16 protein-coding genes are annotated in these 21297 nt (G+C 45.6%); 13 read left to right on the top strand and 3 right to left on the bottom strand.

What is annotated here, in order from left to right; all coding sequences use genetic code 11:
* Positions 1-156 precede the first annotated feature (156 nt).
* From K7B07_RS24915 to K7B07_RS24900, 4 genes are all read left to right on the top strand, one after another.
* A complete protein-coding gene (locus tag K7B07_RS24915) occupies positions 157-3186 on the top strand; it encodes a SusC/RagA family TonB-linked outer membrane protein (RefSeq protein WP_223713260.1) in 3030 nt (1009 codons plus the stop codon).
* Positions 3187-3208: 22 nt separating this feature from the next.
* Positions 3209-4891, top strand: coding sequence for a RagB/SusD family nutrient uptake outer membrane protein (locus tag K7B07_RS24910; protein WP_223713259.1), 1683 nt, complete (start codon positions 3209-3211; stop codon positions 4889-4891).
* Positions 4892-4952: 61 nt separating this feature from the next.
* Positions 4953-5447 (top strand): hypothetical protein, encoded by a 495-nt coding sequence (locus K7B07_RS24905; RefSeq protein WP_223713258.1) that lies wholly within the window; start codon positions 4953-4955, stop codon positions 5445-5447.
* A gap of 124 nt (positions 5448-5571) precedes the next feature.
* The gene (locus K7B07_RS24900) at positions 5572-7989 is read left to right on the top strand and encodes a hypothetical protein (RefSeq protein ID WP_223713257.1); all 2418 of its coding nucleotides are present in this window, start codon (positions 5572-5574) and stop codon (positions 7987-7989) included.
* Between the two features lie 87 nt (positions 7990-8076).
* On the opposite strand, the gene K7B07_RS24895 is transcribed toward K7B07_RS24900, so the two are convergent.
* On the bottom strand, positions 8077-8388 hold the full coding sequence (locus tag K7B07_RS24895; RefSeq protein WP_223713256.1) for a DUF6122 family protein: 312 nt from the start codon (positions 8386-8388) through the stop codon (positions 8077-8079).
* 320 nt (positions 8389-8708) lie between these two features.
* Between K7B07_RS24895 and K7B07_RS24890 the strand changes: the two genes are divergently transcribed.
* Entirely contained in the window at positions 8709-9602 is an 894-nt protein-coding gene (locus K7B07_RS24890) for an alkaline phosphatase family protein (protein ID WP_223713255.1), read from the top strand.
* Between the two features lie 6 nt (positions 9603-9608).
* A complete protein-coding gene (locus K7B07_RS24885; protein ID WP_223713254.1) occupies positions 9609-10496 on the top strand; it encodes an SMP-30/gluconolactonase/LRE family protein in 888 nt (295 codons plus the stop codon).
* Positions 10497-10849: 353 nt separating this feature from the next.
* On the opposite strand, the gene K7B07_RS24880 is transcribed toward K7B07_RS24885, so the two are convergent.
* Together K7B07_RS24880 and K7B07_RS24875 are read right to left on the bottom strand one after the other, a co-directional pair.
* A complete protein-coding gene (locus tag K7B07_RS24880) occupies positions 10850-11530 on the bottom strand; it encodes a hypothetical protein (RefSeq protein ID WP_223713253.1) in 681 nt (226 codons plus the stop codon).
* Positions 11531-11556: 26 nt separating this feature from the next.
* Positions 11557-13365, bottom strand: a complete 1809-nt coding sequence (locus K7B07_RS24875; protein WP_223713252.1) for a hypothetical protein — start codon at positions 13363-13365, stop codon at positions 11557-11559.
* 295 nt (positions 13366-13660) lie between these two features.
* On the opposite strand from K7B07_RS24875, the gene K7B07_RS24870 reads away from it, so the two are divergent.
* The 7 genes from K7B07_RS24870 to K7B07_RS24840 all read left to right on the top strand — a co-directional run bounded on the left by K7B07_RS24870 (position 13661) and on the right by K7B07_RS24840 (position 21274).
* Positions 13661-13876 (top strand): hypothetical protein, encoded by a 216-nt coding sequence (locus K7B07_RS24870; protein WP_223713251.1) that lies wholly within the window; start codon positions 13661-13663, stop codon positions 13874-13876.
* A gap of 21 nt (positions 13877-13897) precedes the next feature.
* Positions 13898-14455 (top strand): helix-turn-helix transcriptional regulator, encoded by a 558-nt coding sequence (locus K7B07_RS24865; protein WP_223713250.1) that lies wholly within the window; start codon positions 13898-13900, stop codon positions 14453-14455.
* Positions 14456-14534: 79 nt separating this feature from the next.
* The gene (locus K7B07_RS24860; RefSeq protein ID WP_223713249.1) at positions 14535-14951 is read left to right on the top strand and encodes a hypothetical protein; all 417 of its coding nucleotides are present in this window, start codon (positions 14535-14537) and stop codon (positions 14949-14951) included.
* Between the two features lie 256 nt (positions 14952-15207).
* Positions 15208-15771 (top strand): hypothetical protein, encoded by a 564-nt coding sequence (locus K7B07_RS24855; RefSeq protein WP_223713248.1) that lies wholly within the window; start codon positions 15208-15210, stop codon positions 15769-15771.
* Positions 15772-15998: 227 nt separating this feature from the next.
* Complete coding sequence (locus K7B07_RS24850) at positions 15999-17354, top strand: ApeA N-terminal domain 1-containing protein (RefSeq protein ID WP_223713247.1); 1356 nt, start codon at positions 15999-16001, stop codon at positions 17352-17354.
* 454 nt (positions 17355-17808) lie between these two features.
* Positions 17809-18978, top strand: a complete 1170-nt coding sequence (locus tag K7B07_RS24845; RefSeq protein WP_223713246.1) for a hypothetical protein — start codon at positions 17809-17811, stop codon at positions 18976-18978.
* Between the two features lie 526 nt (positions 18979-19504).
* A complete protein-coding gene (locus K7B07_RS24840; RefSeq protein ID WP_223713245.1) occupies positions 19505-21274 on the top strand; it encodes a hypothetical protein in 1770 nt (589 codons plus the stop codon).
* Positions 21275-21297 lie beyond the last annotated feature (23 nt).

Here is a 21297-nt window from a genome sequence, read left to right as displayed (position 1 = left end):
TCCAATTTCAATTTATTGAAAAACAATCGTTTATCTTGTCCAAAGTTTTGTAAACCGCTTTGTCCAACCAATCGTTTGGCAGTTGCCTTCCGGCAAAGTTAAGTTTGCTGCGCTGTTTTAGTACACCCTCCCCGACGATTTAAAAATTGTTTGTTTATGAAAATAAAGCTGCTTTTATTGTGTCTGTTCGGATTTAGTGTTGCTGCCGTTGCGCAGACAAAAAAAATAACCGGAACCATATCCGACAGCGCTTCCCAAAGCCCGGTGACCGGGGCCAGCATTACGGTGCCGGGTACCACAACGGGTACCACAAGTGCCGCCGACGGCACCTTTGCCCTGGAGCTGCCGGAAGCTGCTGCACAGCTGGAGGTTACCGGAGTGAACTATACACCAAAAACAATACAGCTCACAACGGATCATGTCATCGTCCTGCTCACTCCGCTGGCCAGGCAAATTGAAGAGGTGGTAGTGGTGGGCTATGGTACCCAAAAGAAAAAAGACCTGACAGGTGCTGTGGCCACTGTCAGCGGCCGCGATGTGGCCGGCCGGCAAACCATACAGATCTCGGATGCCTTGCAGGGCAGCATGGCGGGTGTTACGGTTACCCGCAGCAGCGGGGCGCCGGGTGCAGGGGCTGCTATACGCATCCGCGGCATTACCACCAGTGGCAATAATGATCCGTTGTACCTGGTAGATGGTGTGCCGGTATCCAATATCGATAATGTGAACCCGCTGGATGTGGAAACTATTTCGGTGCTCAAGGACGCTTCTTCTGCTGCCATCTATGGTTCAAGAGGAGCGGCGGGCGTAGTGCTGATCACCACAAAGCGGGCAAAGAACGGACAATCGGAGCTGGAATATAATTATGAGTATGGTGTGCAGCGGCCTACGGCATTGCCGGAATTTGTAGGTGTGATCGATTATCTAAAATACTTTAATGAGCGCGCGGTTAACGACGGCGGCACGGCACAATATACAGATGCTTATATTAACGGTTACCTGGACAGTGTGGCGGCCAACCCCAATTACTGGTTCAATACCGATTGGCAGGATCTTACCCTGCAGCGGAAAGCCGCCCCGCGCCAGCGGCACGACCTGGTTTTAACGATTGGCACGGGAAAATTAAAAACAAAAGCCTCTATCGGTTATCAGAATGCAAAAGCGTTTTATGACAATTACGATTATGAACGCTACCAGGTAAGGATCAACAATGACCTCCAGATCTCGGAGAAGCTGTCGGCCAACCTGGATATTGCTTATAAAAGGACCGGTACGGATAATGTGATCAACTCCGCCGGCTTTGGCAATCCCATTTACGAAGGGCGGATACTGCCACCCATTTATGGCGCCTTTTATACGGATGGCCGCTTTGCGGATGGCAAAGGCGGACGCAACCCGATGGCCCAGATCGCCGCAGGCGGATCTAATAAAACCATGGGTAACCAGGTTGTGGGACGCCTGGCCATAAATTTTAAACCCATAAAAGACCTGACCCTTACAGCATTGGTGGCACCCAGCTTTGATTTTGACAAGACCAAAGTATATGCACAGCAGATCAGGTTTTATGATTTTTTGCAGCCAGCCCGGCAATTGTCTGTGAACCGGCCGACCACCGACCTGAATGAATCCCGGTCGGAGACGCGGGTGATCAACGGGCAGTTCCTGGCCAATTATACAAAAACGATTGCATCCGTGCATGATATTGCAGTACTGGCTGGGTATGAAGAAAACTACCAGTCCTTTGAATCAATAGGTGCATCGCGGCAGGGGTTCCCGCTGTCAGGCTATCCTTACCTGGATGTAGGCTCCCAGTTGCTGCGCGATAATTCAGGCAATGCATATGAAACAGCGCTGCGTTCCTTTTTTGGAAGAGTGAGCTATGATTATAAAAACAAATACCTGCTTCAGGCCAACCTCCGGTATGATAAATCCTCCCGCTTTGGAGCCGCCTACCGGGATGCATTGTTCCCTTCTTTTTCCGCCGGTTGGGTGGTAACGGAAGAACGTTTTATGAAAGATATCGGCTGGCTGTCGTTCCTGAAAATAAGAGGCGCCCTGGGAGAGGTAGGTAATGAACGGATCGGTAACTATCCCTACCAGGCCAACCTGTCGCCCAGCACGGCGCTGTTCTACCAGGGTGCAACCGTGGTTCCTTTAAGCGGCTATGCCCAGGTGGTGTTCAATATACCGGATATTACCTGGGAAACCACCCGTACGGCAGGTATTGGAGTGGATATGGCTTTTTTGCAGAACCGGCTGAATGTAACCGCCGACTATTTCAGTAAAAAGACAAGGAATATTTTGCTGACCCGTGATATCCCTAATTATGTGGGTTATGCAGACCCTACCGACAACCTGGGCGTGATCGGTGCCAAAGGCTGGGAGCTGGAACTGGGCTGGCGCGATCATATCGGGCAACTGAACTACACGGTATCGGCCAACGTATCCGATGCCAAAACAAAAGTGATCGGGATCAGCAATACCGGTGCATTGGGGAGTACGGTAAATATTGTGGGCGAAGAATTCAATGCCTGGTATGGATACCGGTCGCTGGGCATTTTTCAGACGGCCGACGAAGTGGCTGCCAGCGCTAAGTTTATCAACAGTAAGCCGGGCGATATAAAATACCAGGATATGAATGGCGACAACCTGATCGCATCAAATGCCGACCGCGTGATACTGGGTGGCTCCCTGCCCCGGTACCAGTACGGCGGTAATATCCGGATGGATTATAAGGGCATCGATTTTAGCCTGGTGGTTCAGGGCGTGGGAAAAAAATTAAGCCTGATGCCCTTTGAGCAGGTGCAGCCCTTCGCGGAGGATTTCGGGAATATGCCGGCGGCACTTCCCGGCCGCTTCTGGAGTACGGGCAACACTGCGGAACAAAATAACGCAGCCCGCTTTCCGCGGCTTTCCCGGGCTTCCAATGCCAACAACTATGCGGTATCGGATTTCTGGCTCGTCAGCGGGGCTTATTTCCGGATGAAGAATATTACAATCGGCTATACGCTGCAGCCTTCTTTCTTAAAAAAGGCAGGGATCAAATCATTGCGGTTTTATGCTGCGGCCAACGATCTGTTTACGATCGATCAGTTTCCGGCCTATATCGATGCCGATCCCGAAGCGGGCAATTTCGGATATCCTATAGTGCGCACCTTTATGGGCGGAGCGGTGATCCGGTTTTAATCAACACAATAATTCAATAGCAATGAAAAAGTCTGTTCTATATCTTTCAATGATCGTAATGATCAGTACCGGTTGCGCAAAGCTGGATCTGAATCCGCTGGACGGCCCTTCCTCCGCCAATTTTTATTCCAACCAGAATGAGCTGGAGCTGGCGGTGAACGACCTGTACCGGCTGGATTTCTGGTCGAACGACAATGATCTTTTTACGGATGATTTCTGGCACCGGGCCCAGCTGGGCAATGCGGTAACCTTTGGAACCATGAATGCCGACGATGCTACAGCCGACCTCCTGTGGACAAATGCCTACCGGGCCATTTCAAGAGTGAATACGTTTATTGCCAATAAGGATCGCGCTGCTGCCAATACACCGGAGTCGGTTATCAGAACGCTGGAAGCTGAAATGCGGCTCATCCGGGCGTATCAGTATTCGAGACTGATCCTGCATTTTGGAGATGTGCCGTTGCTGAAGGAGCCGCTGGCGCTTTCTGAGGCGTATAATGTTATCCGTACCGGCAAAGACGAAGTACTGGATTTTATCTTCGAAGATTTTGATTTTGCAGCGGCCAACCTGCCGGTAAGCTTTACCGGCACACAAACCAAACGGCTGACAAAAGGTGCGGCACTGGCCTTAAAGGCCCGTACAGCGCTGTATACGGGGAAATGGGAACTGGCAAAAGATGCGGCCGGTGCTGTAATGCAGCTGGGTACGGCAGTATATGACCTGCATCCGGATTACCGCGACCTGTTTTTAAAAGCAGGAGAGACCAGCAGGGAGCTGATCATCAGCATACCCCGCGACCAGGCCCAGCAGCTCTTTAACGGTTCTGCTTATGTGCAGGATTTTATGAGCCGCAATGCCGGTGGCTTTGGCGCGCAGATACCGACCTGGGAGATCTTCGACAGCTATGAGTGTACGGACGGGAAACCCATCGATGAATCGCCCCGGTATGATCCCCGTAATCCTTTTGCCAACAGGGACCCGCGGCTTGCGGCCAACATTGTTACATTCAATACGCAATGGCTGGGATATGCTTATCAGCCCCATCCGGATAGTACCACTGTCTTCAGTTCAAAAACCGGCACCAGGGTGCGAAACAACGATAGCCGCTCCGTGGCCCAGTTTGCCAGTTTTACAGGACTCTTATGGAAAAAAGGGATCGATCAGTCCTGGGCCGACCGCCTGGCGGAGGATAATGACCGCATCATTTGCCGGCTGGCCGAAGTATTGCTGACCTATGCCGAAGCAAAGATCGAACTGGGAGAGATCGATGCATCTGTATTAAATGCGATCAACCGTGTGCGGGCAAGGGCATACGGGGTAGACATTACTGCCACGGCAGCTTATCCTGCCATTACAACAACGGATCCGGCACAGCTGCGCCGGATCGTAAGAAGGGAACGCAGGGTGGAGTTTCCGCTGGAAGGCCTGCGCTATATGGACCTGATCCGCTGGCGGCTGGCCGAAAAAGCATTGACCCGGCCGGTGACCGGCCTGCCGGATCCTGCGGCGCAAAACCGCTCCAAATGGCCGTTTCCGGGAGTGCCGCCGATTGATGAGGACGGTATTCCTGATTATTCCGGTTTTGGAACCGATGTAAAAAAACTGGCAGACCGCTCTTTTGATAAAAGCCGGCAGTACCTGTGGCCCATTCCGAATGTGGATCGGATACAGAATCCCGGGCTGACACAGAATCCGAACTACTGACCGGAGGAGTCCATTGCTTCATAAGATACATTCTTAAATTTTTACCTTTAAATAATCAGACATGAAAACAAAAATGATCATCCTGGCTTTTGCCTTCGGAATGGTATGCACCGTTTCCGGTGCGGCCGCAACCGGCTTTAATTACAGCAGCGGCAACAGGCCCGGCCACCCCGTTCCACAGTTGAAGCACCTGTTGAGCCTTCGCAATTTTTTAAGACCGGCAACCACCGTAACCATTGGTGTGGATGTGATCAATACCGTAGCTACACCTGTTGATTATGTGCTTTATGTGGAAGGTACGGACATCAGCGGGTTTAAGACCGCCACTCAGGGGCAACCCAGTTATTCTGAAGGCAGCATTACCGCCACCGGTACAGGAACCGTGGTATTTGAGATCGGTACCGGCTATACACCTACCTGTGCCAGCCTGGGCAACGGGATTGGGAATGTTTACGGCGCAATCGACGGTAACGTGATCACGTTTCATAACGTGGATCTTTCCTGGTCCAGGAGCATGCAGCTCTGGTTGTATAACGACCGTACCTGCACGCCCTGACTCATTGCAGGCGGTAATAGTGGATCCATCTGTTTCTTAGTATAGTTTTACTTATCCATGCTTCCGGGCATCATCGTGCCCGGAAGCCTTCTTTAAATCGTTTTAAAATACCGACGGGATACGAATGAAAAAAACAGGATTTCTTTTTTTAGTGATGCTGGCAGGCCGGGTTGCGGCAGTGGCACAAACCATGCCGGAGAAGCTCCGCATCAGCGGTGTTTACCCGCACCTGGCCGTGTTTAATGATCATAGCAAAACACCAAAAGCCGATGATGGCACCATCGCTTATAAAAATGCTTACGGTGATGGCGGTGAGTGTGGCATTGGCGCAATCGTTCCCTGGGCCGGTAAGTTATGGATGGTTACTTACTCCCCGCACAAGCCGCAGGGCAGTTCTGATAAGCTGTACAGCATCACACCGGATCTGGTGCAGACCATTCATCCGGAAAGCATTGGCGGCACACCTGCCAACCGGATGATCCATAAAGAATCGGACCAGCTGATCATCAGCAATTATTTCATCGATAAAAAAGGAGGTATCAGAACCATTCCCTTCAGTACCATGCCCGGCCGCATGACGGCCACTGCCCGCCATCTCACCGATCCGGCTGATAAAGTTTATTTCTATGATATGGAAGGCATGCTGTACGAGGTGAACGTACATGATCTTGCTGTAAATAAGTTATTTCACAAGCCGGTGCCCGGCTGGCATGGCAAAGGGGCCTATACTTCGCAAGGCCTGCTGGTAATAGCAAACAACGGGGAAGAGGCCGTTTTTAAACTGGATCCGGCGGCTTTAAAAGCGGGGACACTTCCAAAAAATAAAGAGGAGATGGGGGCACTGGCCAGCTGGGATGGTACGGGCTGGAAGATCGTGGAGCGGAAGCAGTTCACCGATGTTACCGGGCCTGGTGGCATTTACGGAGCACCGGATGATAAGAGCCCGTTATGGAGCATAGGCTGGGACCGGCGCTCGGTGATCCTGAAACTGCTGGACGGGGGGCAATGGTATACCTATCGTTTACCCAAAGCCACCCACACCTACGATCACCGGGGGGGCTGGTATACCGAGTGGCCGCGGATACGCGAGGTGGGCAACGGAAAAATGCTGATGGATATGCATGGCATGTTCTATGATTTTCCCAAAACCTTCAGTTGTGCCAACAGCGCCGGCATCCGCCCCGTAAGTACGCACCTCCGGTATATTCCCGATTTCTGCAGCTGGAACGGGAAGCTGGTGCTGTCAACCGATGAAACCACGATCCTGGAAAACCCTATGGCCGGCCGTGCCGTTTCCAATCTCTGGTTTGGTTCGTTTGATGAGCTGAAGGAATGGGGTACCCCCAACGCCTGGGGCGGCCCCTGGGTAAATGATACGGTGAAGGCCGGTATGCCTTCTGATGCTTTTCTTGTAAACGGCCGGGAAGGGAAGGTGCTGCACCTGGTGCACAAGGCCCCAACACCGGTAACATTTACCATTGAGGTGGATAAGGCGGGGAATAACCACTGGCAGATTTATAAAACCATTACCGTAGGGGCCGGCGGCTATGGTTATTTTATTTTCCCGGAAAGTTTTTCGGCCAATTGGGTGCGCTTTAAAACCGATAAAAATTGTGTGGCTTCGGCCTACCTGTATTTTAACGGCAGGCCCAATCATACGGCTATAGCAGACCCTGTATTTGCGGCATTGGCCGGTGCCGCGGATAAAGCCCCTTTTAATGCCAGCTATATCCGCCCGGCGGGCCACAATACCAACCTGCAGGTGCTGCCGTTTATTCATGCAAAAGCAACCTACCGGGAAGTGAATGAAAAGCTGGAATACCTGAAGCCTGCGGCCGATAGTACGGTGCAGATGAACCGGCTGATGCCGGTAAAAAAAGACTTTGATACAGATGCCGCTTCGGTGATCGTAACCGATAAAACCGGCACCTTCCGGCTTCCCAAAGGGGATGCGGCATATGATCAACCCTTTGCAGGGCAGTGGCCCCGCGGCAGAAGGGAGCTGGAATCGGAGCGGCTGATGCTGAACGCACACGGCAGCTTTTACGAGATCGGTCGTGAAGCAGGCTACAAGGCCATGCGGCCTGTAACTACCCACAATAAAAAGATCATGGACTTCTGCACCTGGCGCGGCCTGCTGGTGCTGAGCGGTACCAAAGCCAATGCGGCGCCCGACGGGCATTATTTTTCAGACGGGGCTAACGGCCTTTGGTTTGGCGCTATTGATGATCTCTGGAAACTGGGTAAGCCCCGCGGCGAAGGCGGCGTATGGAAGAACAGTGATGTTAAGGCCGGCAAACCCTCCCTGCCGTATTTAATGACAGGGTATGATAAAAAGACGGTAACACTTAGCGCCGATAAAACGGTAACCATTACACTTGAAGTGGACGTGGACCTGAATGGCTGGCAAACCTATCAGCAAATAAAAGTACCGGCCGGCAAAACCATTATGCACCGGTTCCCTTCCGGCTACAGTGCGCACTGGATAAGAGCTGTGGCCGACAGGGACTGTAAGGCTACCGTGTGGCTGAAGTATGAGTAAAAGAAACTGCCCAGTACTTCCGTACAATCAAGATGCTGCGCAATGTGTTTAATGAGGCCCACCGTTGTTTTGTTATCGGGGCTTGTGTTAGTACTGATTAAAAAGGCAATCCAGCGCATCCGTGCCCATATGCATCAGCAACCCCAGGGCAATGATCCTTGTTTGTGGAAAGAACAGTAAAATAAAATAGCCGCCAATGGCCCAGTAGCTGTGCAGCGGATGAAAATTAATGCTGCAACGGCAGGCATCAAAAACAGGGGTGGCCAGCAGGTGGTCCAGGTCCACCAGCATGGTGGCCAGGAGGATGAGGTAGGTGCGCACCCAGTGCTTCCGGTAGCAGCCATACGCAAGGATGCCCGGGAATACAAGGTGTAAAAAATAATGTATAAACGACTGCATTGAGGCAGCAATTTGCAGTAAATGTTTTAACTGGCAAATTTTAAAATCTGTTGAAATAGCCCGGTGTTGCATGCGCGCGCAGGGGAGGTGCTTTAAAAAAGGCACCTTCTTTTATTGATCAAAAAGAAATAGCTCTAATAAAAAATACAATGTCCTCCTGTTCCGGTAAATGCTGTGCTGCGGCCAGGTTTTTTTAAAGCGGATAAGAATATACATCGGTGCCAGGGCGGTGTTATGCCTGGTAAGGCAGGTTATTTAATAATTGTGGAATATATTTATATAAAAATCCGCTCAATTGCAGGCATAAAAATAACAACAGCATGAAAAAACAATGGATCCTGGTAATGGTTGCGTTAATGACCGGTTCTGTTCTTACGGCACAGCGTGTGGTGATCATCGGACTGGATGGTTTTGGTACGGAAGGGTATAAGGCGTCCCGGCACCCGAATATTGATAAGCTTGTAGGCGAAGGCGTATTGTCCCTCGCCACCAGGCCCGTAATGCCTTCGGTAACCCTTCCCAACTGGACGAGTCATCTTACAGGATCCGGGCCGGAAGAACATGGCGTTACCAGCAACGGATGGACGGTACAGCAACATGAACTGACGGCCATTGATACAGATAAGGAGGGCTATTATCCCTCAATTTTTAAACTGCTGAAGGAGGAGGTACCCGGCGTAAAAACAGCCTTTTATTATAACTGGGCGGCGCTGATCAATTCCACCAATCAAAAATACCTGGATGAAAAAGCCTTCCAGTATAATGATGGGTATGATAGTAATTATAACAGGGCCTGTGCATTTATAGAAAAAAATAAAAAGCAGCCCCAGCTGGTTTTCTTATACAGTGTGCATACCGATCATGCCGGTCATACCTATGGGTGGATGACCCCGCAGTATATTACAGCCATCGAATCGGCAGATAGTGCCATTGGTGTTTTTATCGACCGGCTGAAAAAAGCCGACCTGTATAAGGATACACACTTTATGCTGATCACCGACCATGGCGGAAAGGATAAGGGGCACGGCGGGGTAAGCATGCGCGAAATGCAGGTGCCCTGGGCCGTTACGGGGCCCATGATCAAAAAAAAGGGAAGCATCGACAAGTTATATAACAGCAATAAGAATACAGCCCTGGTGATAGCAAAGATATTTGGGATAACGAAAGTTCCTGAATGCTGGACAGGCAGGGTGCCCGGCGCCATTTTTAAATAGATAACGATGCAGGAATTAAAGGCCACACTCTTGCACCGGGACCGGTTGTTGCTGGGCGAAGGCGCGGCATGGCATGCCGGGTGGCAGCAATTTATTTATGTGGATGTTGAAGGCGGGGTGGTGGGTCGCATTGACCCTGCAACCGGGAACACTACAACAATAAATGTGGGCAGGCGCATCGGCGCCGTACTGCCTGCTTCAGGCAACCGGTTGCTGCTGGCGTTGCAGGGAGCGCTGGTGCTGCTGAATGCGGATACCGGCACCCTTACCCCGCTGGCGGCAATAGAGGCCCACAAGCCGGAGAACCGGTGCAATGATGGTAAATGCGATGCCGCCGGCCGTTTATGGATCGGTACAATGGAAGTGGATGCCCGCAGCGGGCAGGGCGCGCTCTACCGTTTTGATGGGCGCACACTTGTAAAAATGATCAGCAAACGATCGATCTCCAACGGGCTTTGCTGGTCGGCCGATAACCGTACGATGTATTATATCGACTCACCGGAACAAAATATAAAGGCCTATGATTTTGACCTTTCATCGGGCACTATCAGTAATGAACGCGTGGTAGTAACCATTGACGTACCAGGTAGCCTGCCCGACGGTATGTGCATGGATGCCGAAGGCATGCTGTGGGTGGCTATCTGGGGCGGCAGTGCCGTGCACCGCTATAACCCGCGTAGTGGGGCCCTCATCGGACGGGTGCTGGTAGCGGCGCCACATGTAAGCAACTGCGCTTTTGGAGGCAAAAACGGGCAGCAGCTTTTTATTACCACTGCACGTAAGGACCTGGACGCGGCCCAGCTGGAACGTTACCCGCTCAGCGGCAGTCTGTTTATTGCCGATACCGGGATAAAAGGATTACGGACTTATTGTTTTAACGATAGTTTGGATTGAAAACCCAGCTATATAACTTAACGCTTCGTGTAAAGGTATTTTGGCTGGGACAGGGTGGGACTTGCACGACACTGGCTTTTCTTGCGTCATGCGGAGCACGGAGTGCTGCTACACCCACCTGCATCCCTTTTTTATAAAGGCCATCGGCCTGCCTGGTTTTTAACAACTCCGGAATTTATTCCGGACGCGGGGATATGCTGTGGGGCACAGAGTGCCATAGGCACGGCCCATAAAGGCAGCCGCCCGGGGGAAATAGTAAAACGCAGCAGTGCAGGTTAAAGTACAATATCATCGCATGAGCTAGTTAGACGAGATCATTAACGCTTCAATTTTGGATGATCAGCTTCTATTTATTATAAACCATATTTAACAACCACATCAGGTATCTCTAATGATTCAGTGATGGCTATTTTAGAAGATGGAGCAGAAATTACACTAACCGTAAATTTAATTTTATATTCTCCTTTGGGGGGCTTGAACCGAGGGGAATTGGGGTCGGGATAGTGTCCAATCATTTTGGGGTCAAATTTTATTACTTCAGCAATTCTGAGGTTTGCTGTATAAGTGCAATGGCCCGGAATTGTAATTGTTTCTAAAGTGGTGACATCGGTATCTTGTTTCACATTATTGATAAATATATCATCAATTTTAAAACACGGTTCTTTCATCTTCCATGGGCCGCGGACATTGATTAAGGCTGTAGAAGCGGGAATTGGAATATACGAGTCGTTGGTCAAAAAAAACAAGCCAACTCCATCAATTAAATTAAACAAAGTGACTGCTTTGTCAGAGTGATTAATCCATTGAATGGAAAATTTAATACCAGTTGCAGCAACTGTTTGCCGTTCATCTATTTTGAGCTGCACCTCAACAGGTACTGAGCTGGCTTTGTTAAAAGAAGAGCCAGGCATTTTCCCGGATGTTTTGTTTCTTTGGAATTTTTGTTCTTTGGCGGACTGTGCAAATGCCGAAGTAATAGTTCCTGCTATTATAGCGACATATAGCACTAGAAAACGGAATAAATACTTTTTCATTTTATTTTTTATAATCGCCTTAAAAATTAATTACAGTAACTGCAGACAGGCCAACCAGCCTGCTGTCCTTTGGAGCAAATTGCTTTCCAGGTGGGATCTAAAATAGTGAACTCAGCCTGATCACAGGCTGCACCAAAGGCATGATCTTGTGTACCTGACTCCACATATTTGCTTCTGAAATCCTGCATTGCCTGAAGATTCAATAGTGCCCAGCCTGATAATGCCTTAAGTTGACCAATTGCTACTTCCTTTGTTTGGCCTGTATTGGCGATTTGTAAAAGCCCTACCTTGGCAATTACGTTTGGCAGCAGCTCATTCAGAATTGGGACAAGCCGACTTCTATGAACGTTCTCATGGGCTTGAACAGCATTTAACATGAACCATTCCGGATATTCTATAATCTGCCTTGTACCTAGTTGTAGGTTTGTAACTTGTTTGCAGAAATTCTGCGATGTTGAACTGTTTTCACTCGCTTCCTTTACATTGGGCAAAAGCCGAATGATCATTGAATACTTTCCGATTAAAGCGGTAAGTTTTCCGCTCCATACAGAGCCATCGGTATAGGCACTCATTACAACGTCAAGACCTTCTAGTTCGGTTCTGCCCCATTCATTGCTGGCAAGTGGCGTACTGAAAGGCCCGGGAGATACTTCAATAATAAAAACCGATGGAGATCCATTCGTATCTCCATTATTGCCGGGGGCACCGCCGCCACCGCTGCCACTTCCCGGAAGATCACCTGGGGTTGGTGGTCCACCGGATCCGGTAACGGGAGGTTGTCCGCCTGGATTGCTCCAGCGACAGGGCCCAGGTTCAGAATATAACAGCGTCCATTGCTCGGGCCCGTTGGGAGGTTTTGTGCAAATATCTCCTTCTTCAATCCTAGTTGCTACGCCAACTTCACCTAACTCTGTTGTATTGGTTGGTAAATTACCACCAAAGCCCCATCGGCATATTCTTGAGCAAATTAGCACGCCTTCTACTGGTTGAGTCGTTTCATCAGGCCCTACAATTAAAGCTATTCTAAACAAACTCAGCAAATTTGAGAAACGAACCAATTCGCCAGGAGGAATATTCTGTCTGAATTCCTCGGGGAAACCCACCAGACCAAAGCCGCTTTGGGAGCTCATCAGCTCTTGTATTGTTAACGGAATATTCCAATAAGCCATCATTTCGTCTGCTAAAAGCATTGAATCTCGCAATGGTCCTTCTATTGTGGTGGTAACTGACAGTGACAGCGGAGCCCCCACTTTTAGAGACGCCGTTTGCATAAGTAGGTTGCTTTTACTTTTTGGAGACAACGCATATCGATAGGTGGCAACCTGGTTCTGCTGGTCGGTGTAGGCTGCTAACCCTGCAAAAACCTCTTCAGTATCCACATTCGTTGCGTTTCTGTTTTTTGGATTGTTTGAAGGTTTTTTTTTCATGATGTATTCTCCCCTTACAAAAGTAAGATTCTCATTTTCATTATCTGTATTAAAAGCGACAAGGTAGGTACGCTGGTACTGCATTTTTAGTTTCTGTCTTTTGCCATTAACAATGGCATAGGCGTCGTCTTTCAACGGAATATAATAATAACTTTTACCTGAGGTGTTTTTTCTGGTTGTTGCTTTATCCCATAGTGGAGTGGTGGTATAAGACAGCTTATTACCATGATTCACTATGAGCAGACGGCCAGCGTTTGATCGTGAAAACTCATTTTTAAGCCATTGTATATCTACAATGCCGTCCCTTAAAACACCGGAAGAAAGATAATCCCTACGGTTACAACTTAGAAATACAACGAAAAACATTGTTGTCAATGTGATGACGATTAGCAGCTTTACTTTGGTCATTAATAATAGGGTTATAGTAATAAGCGTTTCAATACAGTTATACTAAAGATATAGAATTTATTATATGTAAAAAAATATTTTTTATGGTATGTTGTGTCCGGCAAGTTCTGCCGGTGGCAGGGCTGCAAACAATACGTTAAACTAAAAATTTTAATAACAATAGTGATAAAATGTACAAAAGATAGCCGCGCTTAAACGCTTCTGTTATAATAAATTAGCGGGGCAATGCGGTGGCGTACTTAGCCGCCGCCGCAGGGCGCCTGGCATTCAATTTATTCATTAAAAACAAACTGGTATGAAGGAAACACTGTACGTGGCGGCGCGGCCGCCTGCCACCGGCATCAATAACACCGCTGAACAGCAGAACGAAAAAAAGTTGTGTCAAAAAAAACAGTGTCAACATTACAATGACACAAAACGGGTTGACACAAATTTGTGTCAGCTAAAACAGTGTCAGCAGAAAAATGACACGCCCCGGGCTGACACTTATTTATTTTTTTACACCAGCTAACCGCGTTAAAAAGAAAAACCGATGAAGTTATTGAGAACCCAATTACAGCTGAGCCAGCAGGAGCTGGCAGATCTTATAGACGTATCGCGCAGCACGATTACCATGTATGAAAAAGGATGGCGCAACCTGCCCTCGGCGGCCATGGTAAAGCTGGTGCAGCTGGAGCTGCTGCACCAACAGCTGCAATTAAAAAAAACAGTACCGAACAAGCAATTGCAAACCTTTTTGCAACTGCGGATGCTGAAGGTGGAAAAAGTGCTGAACGCGCATGCACGCAGGGCTGCGGCGGATGCACTAACCATTAGCTTTACCCTAAGCCATATGCAGGAGCGGTATGCCCAGCTGCAACAAAAGCTGGCCTTTGTACACCACCTTATGGAAGATGCCGCGCCGGATACCCGGCAGATGATCCGCCTGCGGAATATGGAGCTGAATGTGCTGGAAGCGATGGATAGTTGCAGCCCCGACAGGCAGCTGGTGGCGCAGTATAAACTGTCCACCTTAAAGGCCCGGCAGCAGGCCGCCCTGCGTATAAAGGATGCGGCCCGGCGGGGCGGGCCGGATGTTAAACTATCTTAAATACAACATGCTGCTATTGCACCGGCCTGCGGGGTGGGGTAGGTTTGGGGTATTCATTCATCTTTAAAATCTTGAGAAAATGGCTAATTATTCATTTGATCAGCTCATCACCATTGCCGACTTTGATGCGGTACTAAGCATTGCCCGTAAGGAGCAGAAGGACCTTGACTGGAGAAAACTGTCCCTGGAGCGCCAAAAACAGCAGTATGCGGAAAACGCGGTGGAGATCAGCACCGAGCTAACGGCCAAGCAGGCGGAGCTGGCCGCGCTGGACGGTATTATTGCCAGCCTGCCGGAGGGCGACCTGAAGAAGGAGCACGAAAAAAGAAGGCGGCGCACGGAGTACAGCATTTCCCTGCTTACAGACCGCAAAACCAACTACGGCGCTGTGGCCCTGCTGGAAAAGGAGTACGACCTGGAGCGGGTGCTGCGCGAGCTGGAGGAAACGGCTGCGTTTATTACAGAGCTGGAAAACCGCCGGCCTCCGGAACCTTAATGGAGAAGGGCCGCCCGCAGGGCGGCTTTTTTTATGCTTTCTTAAAAGTTACAGCGGGCATCGGCTGCTCCGGACGTTCGTTGTCCGTCTCAGGGAGGCTGTAGGGCTGCCCCGTCTAGCAGCCCTACAGTCATGGGAATGGCAGATCTGGCATAGATAACCCTACTAAAATTTGAACACTTTCCTTATATTTAAGGGGCGAAATAACCATTAATAAACAAGCGGCGTGCATTTTACCGGCTAATTGCAATTAAAAATGAGCACTCAAAAATCATTTAACGTAGCTGTTCGGCAAAAAGTACCTTATCTTACCAACCTTTTTTTGCTTATAGGCATCGTTTGTTTTTTGGTGTTGCTTGTCTTCGATGTTTTATTTGCACCGTTTAAAAGCGCCGGGCAGGAGGTGCAGGCAGCTGTATTCTATTGGCTGGTTCCTGAGTTTTGGAAATATGTTTTGCTTATTGCAGCCATCGGTTTTTGCAGCACCGCGTTGATTTATGGGGTATTGCGCTATTACAAAGCAGCTATCTTATCCTTCACTCATAATGAAATACTTATTAAAGGCAAGGCCATCAATATGAGGATACCCATAAAATCCATCCGGGCAATATACTGTAACGATGCCATGACGCAGGATGGGCAGCTAAAACAAAAGCTAAGCATTACCATTGAGCAAAAACGAAAAAGAAAGGCAACCGCAATAAAACTGAGAGATTACCATCAGTCTGAATATTTTATGGAGCAGCTGATGAAGTATGAGCCGCTGGATCTTAAACCGTATAATTTCGGGTTTAATCCTACACATATGGAAGAAAGTTAACTGCTGCTAATGGGCGGCTTTTTTATGCTTAAAAAGGCTTCAGCGAAATGTCCGGCAGCTGGGAGGGGATCCATGAGTTGTGAGAGTACAAATAAGAGCATACATATAGAAAAGGGATTGAAGATTTTTGACAATTCTTAGGGCGCGTAGATTCGGTAAATAGAATGAGTTATTGTTTGACATGTAAGAAGGCGCTGATAATAACTAATTATACAACACGATATTATATGAAAGATCTTAAATATTATGTGCGTTGGCAAATTGAAGGAGATGAGGAAAAATATTATGGCATTCTTGAGTACAAAGAGGAATGCTTTTTCGTTATTCTATTTGATTGCTATTCGGTACCATCGAAAGTTAATAATATATATGGGGATTCCACAGATGGAAAAAAAATTACCTTACACAATTGTTTATTTACTAATAAGAAAATGTCATTGCAAGGTATTCCAACCATTACTGTAATGGCACATCTTTGTTTTATTGGAGGGCATTTTAAAGTTGAAGAAGCTAGATTTCAAAGTGTTAATCTAGTTTACTCTTCATTAAATGAATGGTTTGATATTAGGGGATTAAAATATGCGGATATTCAAAGCAAATCTGTTTCAATTAGCTATGAAGTTCCACAAACTAGGGTTTTTTATGAACGGGAAGATTTAACAATGGGTGTTACATTTCAAGGGACATGGCCACTTTTTTCCGTTGATCATGAATTTGTTTTAAAGCAGCAAACGAGCATACTTGTGAAATATGCTCCAGGGTTTACCTTAGATGACTTTTGGAATTATGATACTATTTTAACTGGCTTTTTTGCATTAGCTTATTTTTCAGAAGCTCACCTGACTGCTATATCTTTTATTCGTGACAGTGAGAATATTACTTGTTTTTATTCAGGTCAAGACGTGGATTTTAAAAATAAAACTCGTAACAAACGTTTTCTTTTTACTTATAAAGATATCCAGAAGGATTTTTCAGCGATATTCAAAAAATGGATTGATATATTGTCCATTACAGAGCCCGCGGTTTTGATACTGACCGAATCCTTCAATAGTCAAAATAAAGTGGGTGAGAACTTGTTTTTGAATATCATTCAGGCTATTGAAACATTTCATCGTACAACTCGAAATAACGAAGTAGAACCTAAACATATTCACAAACATAAAATTAATGGTATTTTAAGTGGTTGTCCAGAAGAATATCGACAATGGCTAAAAGATAAACTTAACTTTTCAAATGAACCAACACTTCAAGAACGGCTCGTAGAGTTATTTGATGAACTCAGTAATGAGATTACGGATCACTTATACCCTGATAAAGCTGAACTGATTAAAAATGCCAAAAACACACGAAATTACTTAACTCATTATGATAGATCGTTGAAGAAAAAAGCACTTAGTGGTATTAAGCTTTATTACCTTACTGAACGATTGCAGATTTTTCTGCTAATCCTTGTTTTGAAGGAGCTAGGGATAGAACAGGATAAGATCAATAAAATGATCACTAAAGAATCTCATGGGCTTTTTAATCATGTGATAGTTAAAAAGAGCGTTCATGAAAATATAAATTTCCTCAATAAAAAATGAAATTCAATTTGGGATAACTGAGAATGAATATTTGTGAAAACTCAAATCGTTTAGTATCTGAAGGCATAAATTAGAATGTCTTTTGTGTGAAGGTATGATGTGGATGCCTTATGCTATTTCTTGGCAATATTCCAACTCGTTTCTCCCAATATGCTAAGCAAGGTTATCAGAGGTTTTGTCCACGGGGTATCTTTGTTCATGGTGTAATGTTTGATTTTCAAAGTGCGAATAGACATCCATGAGAAGCCGATGTTAAGTCCCAATAATTTTTTCTACTCGATTGTGAGTATTGATTTGCTATACTTCAGAATCGCATTGTCATATTTTAATTTGAACTTTTGCAATCACTTCACAGGGCCGCAGATTCAAATATGCCAAGTTAAGGTATGAAGTCCGTGTACTTCAACGTAAGCGAATAAATTTTTAGTAAGCCGAATTTTAAATAAATTGCAAGATGGCCATGAAAAAAATGAAGGATAGCAGCGTTCCAGACATGGAAATAGTGCACAGCCCTGAATTGCAGACAATACTGGATAAAGTTGTTGCGGATGCAAAAATTGCTAATCCCAACTTTCCATATCCCGGATCGTTTGAGTTCGTTGATCCAGAAGATGCAGGTATTGACCAATTCTTGATGCTTGAGGATGTAAATTTTAAGAGTAAGGGATTAGGATCCTACTATCACGAATTGAAAGAGGCAAACCTTTTCTCTCTACTAGACAAAATTGGTGGGACTAAACATTTCTTCGAGGTATTGCACACCCTTTGTGAGGCTGTAAAGCAAAATACGGCAAGGCCCATCTTTGTTCGAAATACAATTCTTGAATTACTTCAAAACCTAGATAGTAATCCGGGGCCAGGAACAGTGTTACAATTATCACTTTTAATAGGCATAGAGAAATGGATGTTAGGGATTGATCTGAACGAAGGAGATACAGGCTATGACGAGATGCAAAGACTTTTTAATTGGATTTTCAAGAGGCAGCTAGATGTAATGGTTGCCTATGATATCTCAATAATTAAAAATGACAATTCCAAGGTGTTTGATGAATATCTTCTAACGACTCGGGTAGGAGCTATTTACGGGGATTATAAAGATGGTAAGTTTGATGAACAGGATGAGGATGAGTTAAACGCAGGAGCTGATGTAGCAGATGTAGACACCGTGGCAGATCAATGTGATAATATAACTCACGACTTTCCAAGTTTTAGGTTAGAATCTATACCTGAGATTCTGGAGATGCTGAAAGACTTTTTTAATGAGGAAGATCAGGCGAGACTTGAAACTTTGATTCGAACAGGCAAAATCGAAGGAGAGAAATTATTGTTCCAATCTGCAGGAAAGAGGCTCTCAGATTTCTTTAAACAATTAATTATTCATGATTTTATTACGGGGTGCCAGAAGAAGACCCTAGTCCAATGGATCGCCGCGAATTTTCGTTATCTGAAAAGAGGGGTCATACAAGATTACAAGATTGGTACTGTACTTAAAACGATTTCAAGAAATGACTATGACAGCATGAACCCTATTATGGAAATAGTCAAAGGAAAAATCGAAAGGGCGGAGGCCCCTAATAAAAGAATTAAAAAAAGTACGATTCGAAGGCCATTGAGAGGTCATTGAGTGCTATGGCATTGTAAACGACCCTAACACCTTACTAACATTGCAGCATAAAATTTATTTGCAATGAACAGACGTAGTAAAGAAGATTTTAAGTTCAGTTTTGGACCACTGAAGTTTGAATGTAATAACGTTGGAAATAGGACGATCATCATAGTGTTACTAGTTTTGGTTTTTTGTTTACTATTAATCCGCTTTGCACCTACAGCATTTATTGTCGGATTAGTAAGGAACACTGTGGATATCATATCTGCTTTGCGTAATCCGGTTAGTAGATGAGCGAATGATTAACTACCTGAATAGCAATACCTGCTTTTTAAAAGTAGGTCCGTCAAGTAGGAAGAGAGCTCCGTTTATGGTTATTCAAGAAAATAGATTCGGTGTTGGCTGGTTTCATTCCTTGTCAGGGCTCTAGATGGGATTGAATGATCTCGCCGTTCCAATCGATAGTAGCGTATCAATTTTTGGGTATCTTGGATTTGGTTTCTGATGATAATTTAATTTAAAAAGTTTTATTCAAAATTATACAATGACTATCAATAGAATAACGAACAAAGATGAGTTGGTTGCGCAGAAGGTTAATTACTTTCTAGATAGAATGACGCATACTGCAAAATATATCGGATGGGAAGAACAGTTTGAGCTGGAAAGTCCGACTTCCTTAGTTGAAAAAGTAATTCTTCGTTTGACTGGAGATAGCCAGTACCGTCTTATTTATTTGGATAGCTATTTCAAAAATAATTTTTTTATCACCGATACCTTATGGGATCGCTATGCCACTTACATCTCAGTGAAGAAGGTAGTTAGCAAATATAATCTCCTTGGGAAAAGCGACAAAATACTAAAAGAAAAATTAGTAGATAGCGCTTCATTTCATAATGATTTAAAACTTTTGCATCGGGACTTGCTACATAAAATGCCTGAAGATTTAATTAATGAGGTACTAAATGCGGTAAAATGTAAGCACAAACTCGGGGAGCAAGTGCCTTGTTACCAGTATGACCACTATAGGGTATTGGATTCATTAGCCCAGGGACTGGTGTCAGAATACTTTTATAGAGGATATAATGAATCTGAAATTTTAAGAATTATTGCTAACGTTTTCAGCAAGGATGGTGAGCAGTTTCCTTTTCCGACGCATGTGAATACAAAACTTAAAAGAAAAAAGTTTCTCTCAGAAGGAAAGCTGGATAATCAACTTCATGGATTTACTAATGTATTCAAAAAGGCCGCTAGAAAGCAAATAGTAATGGTTAAGATTTACGGAGGCCAATTCCCCGAGGATTTCTCTTTTACGTATGACTCGGTTCGATTTTGGGGTAAACGCCATCCGGTTGTTTTAAAGATAATGGCTTTAATGAAGGATTTTGAAATTGAATCATTTTTTGAAGAAGGCGAGTATATATTAGGAACTAGCGAAATAGAATATCATTCAACAGCATCTTTAGTAAAAAAGTTAGGTGCTAAAATGAGGAATGAACTTGCTTTTGTTTCTGCTGTTCTTCATCGCGATTTTAATATTGATATTACAAAAAACTATATCGTTCTTGATCGGCATTTTCGGTATAAAGGTGCAGGTTGGAGTAGTCAGAGGCACCAAGATCCATTTACGAAGGACGCTCTTACCGATTTAAAGGATAATGTCTTTCATATTCTTAAAAAAGTACAGGGAGATGCGGTGGGCTGGTTTTTAAAATGCGAGCCCCTATTTGTAAAAGCACATAGACATAATTCAATCAGTGATTATTGGCTATATCTGGAAACACTGTTATCCTACAATCGGAAACGTAAAATTGTAATGGACGCTGTCTCTGAGATCATACTTTCTAATGAAAAAGCAAATAGAAATAGGCGGATTCTGTCAACTTTATATGATGCACTTAATTTTTTAGGAAGAGCTGCACCACTGCTCGAAGTGTCATATGAGAAACAACGGCAAATTATTATTGCAATTAGAAAAGGCAGGATCCCCAGAGAAGTTAGAAGTTTAAAATATCCTTTTATTGAAAAGTTAGTGGAAGAATTCGATTCAACTTTAAGTAGTGCTGAGTATAAACAGGCCAAGGACTACTACTATAGAATACTTACAGAGGCATATGAATACAGAAATTTTGATGTTCATAAAGGAATATTGAATGAGGCTGCTCGAATAAAGTTGACCTCAAGCTTGCCGCTAATAGTTGTTCGTTTCCGCTGGGAGCTCCTAGATGCATTTAGGCAAATGGATCATTCAATACCGTTTGATTTGATTATTGATGAGCTTATCCAAAGAAGAAAAAAGTTGATTAAATCCAAGTAATCTTATTTTACACATAGATGACT

The organism is Niabella beijingensis, from assembly GCF_020034665.1.
Taxonomy (GTDB): Bacteria; Bacteroidota; Bacteroidia; order Chitinophagales; family Chitinophagaceae; genus Niabella; species Niabella beijingensis.
Note: the sequence above shows the minus strand (reverse complement) of the source record. Positions and strands in the feature narration are given on the sequence as shown.

Coding starts and splice junctions, on each gene's coding strand:
- K7B07_RS24915 (WP_223713260.1), top strand. CDS start 157: ATGAAAATAAAGCTGCTTTTATTGTGTCTGTTCGGATTTAGTGTTGCT.
- K7B07_RS24910 (WP_223713259.1), top strand. CDS start 3,209: ATGAAAAAGTCTGTTCTATATCTTTCAATGATCGTAATGATCAGTACC.
- K7B07_RS24905 (WP_223713258.1), top strand. CDS start 4,953: ATGAAAACAAAAATGATCATCCTGGCTTTTGCCTTCGGAATGGTATGC.
- K7B07_RS24900 (WP_223713257.1), top strand. CDS start 5,572: ATGAAAAAAACAGGATTTCTTTTTTTAGTGATGCTGGCAGGCCGGGTT.
- K7B07_RS24895 (WP_223713256.1), bottom strand. CDS start 8,388: ATGCAGTCGTTTATACATTATTTTTTACACCTTGTATTCCCGGGCATC.
- K7B07_RS24890 (WP_223713255.1), top strand. CDS start 8,709: ATGAAAAAACAATGGATCCTGGTAATGGTTGCGTTAATGACCGGTTCT.
- K7B07_RS24885 (WP_223713254.1), top strand. CDS start 9,609: ATGCAGGAATTAAAGGCCACACTCTTGCACCGGGACCGGTTGTTGCTG.
- K7B07_RS24880 (WP_223713253.1), bottom strand. CDS start 11,530: ATGAAAAAGTATTTATTCCGTTTTCTAGTGCTATATGTCGCTATAATA.
- K7B07_RS24875 (WP_223713252.1), bottom strand. CDS start 13,365: ATGACCAAAGTAAAGCTGCTAATCGTCATCACATTGACAACAATGTTT.
- K7B07_RS24870 (WP_223713251.1), top strand. CDS start 13,661: ATGAAGGAAACACTGTACGTGGCGGCGCGGCCGCCTGCCACCGGCATC.
- K7B07_RS24865 (WP_223713250.1), top strand. CDS start 13,898: ATGAAGTTATTGAGAACCCAATTACAGCTGAGCCAGCAGGAGCTGGCA.
- K7B07_RS24860 (WP_223713249.1), top strand. CDS start 14,535: ATGGCTAATTATTCATTTGATCAGCTCATCACCATTGCCGACTTTGAT.
- K7B07_RS24855 (WP_223713248.1), top strand. CDS start 15,208: ATGAGCACTCAAAAATCATTTAACGTAGCTGTTCGGCAAAAAGTACCT.
- K7B07_RS24850 (WP_223713247.1), top strand. CDS start 15,999: ATGAAAGATCTTAAATATTATGTGCGTTGGCAAATTGAAGGAGATGAG.
- K7B07_RS24845 (WP_223713246.1), top strand. CDS start 17,809: ATGGCCATGAAAAAAATGAAGGATAGCAGCGTTCCAGACATGGAAATA.
- K7B07_RS24840 (WP_223713245.1), top strand. CDS start 19,505: ATGACTATCAATAGAATAACGAACAAAGATGAGTTGGTTGCGCAGAAG.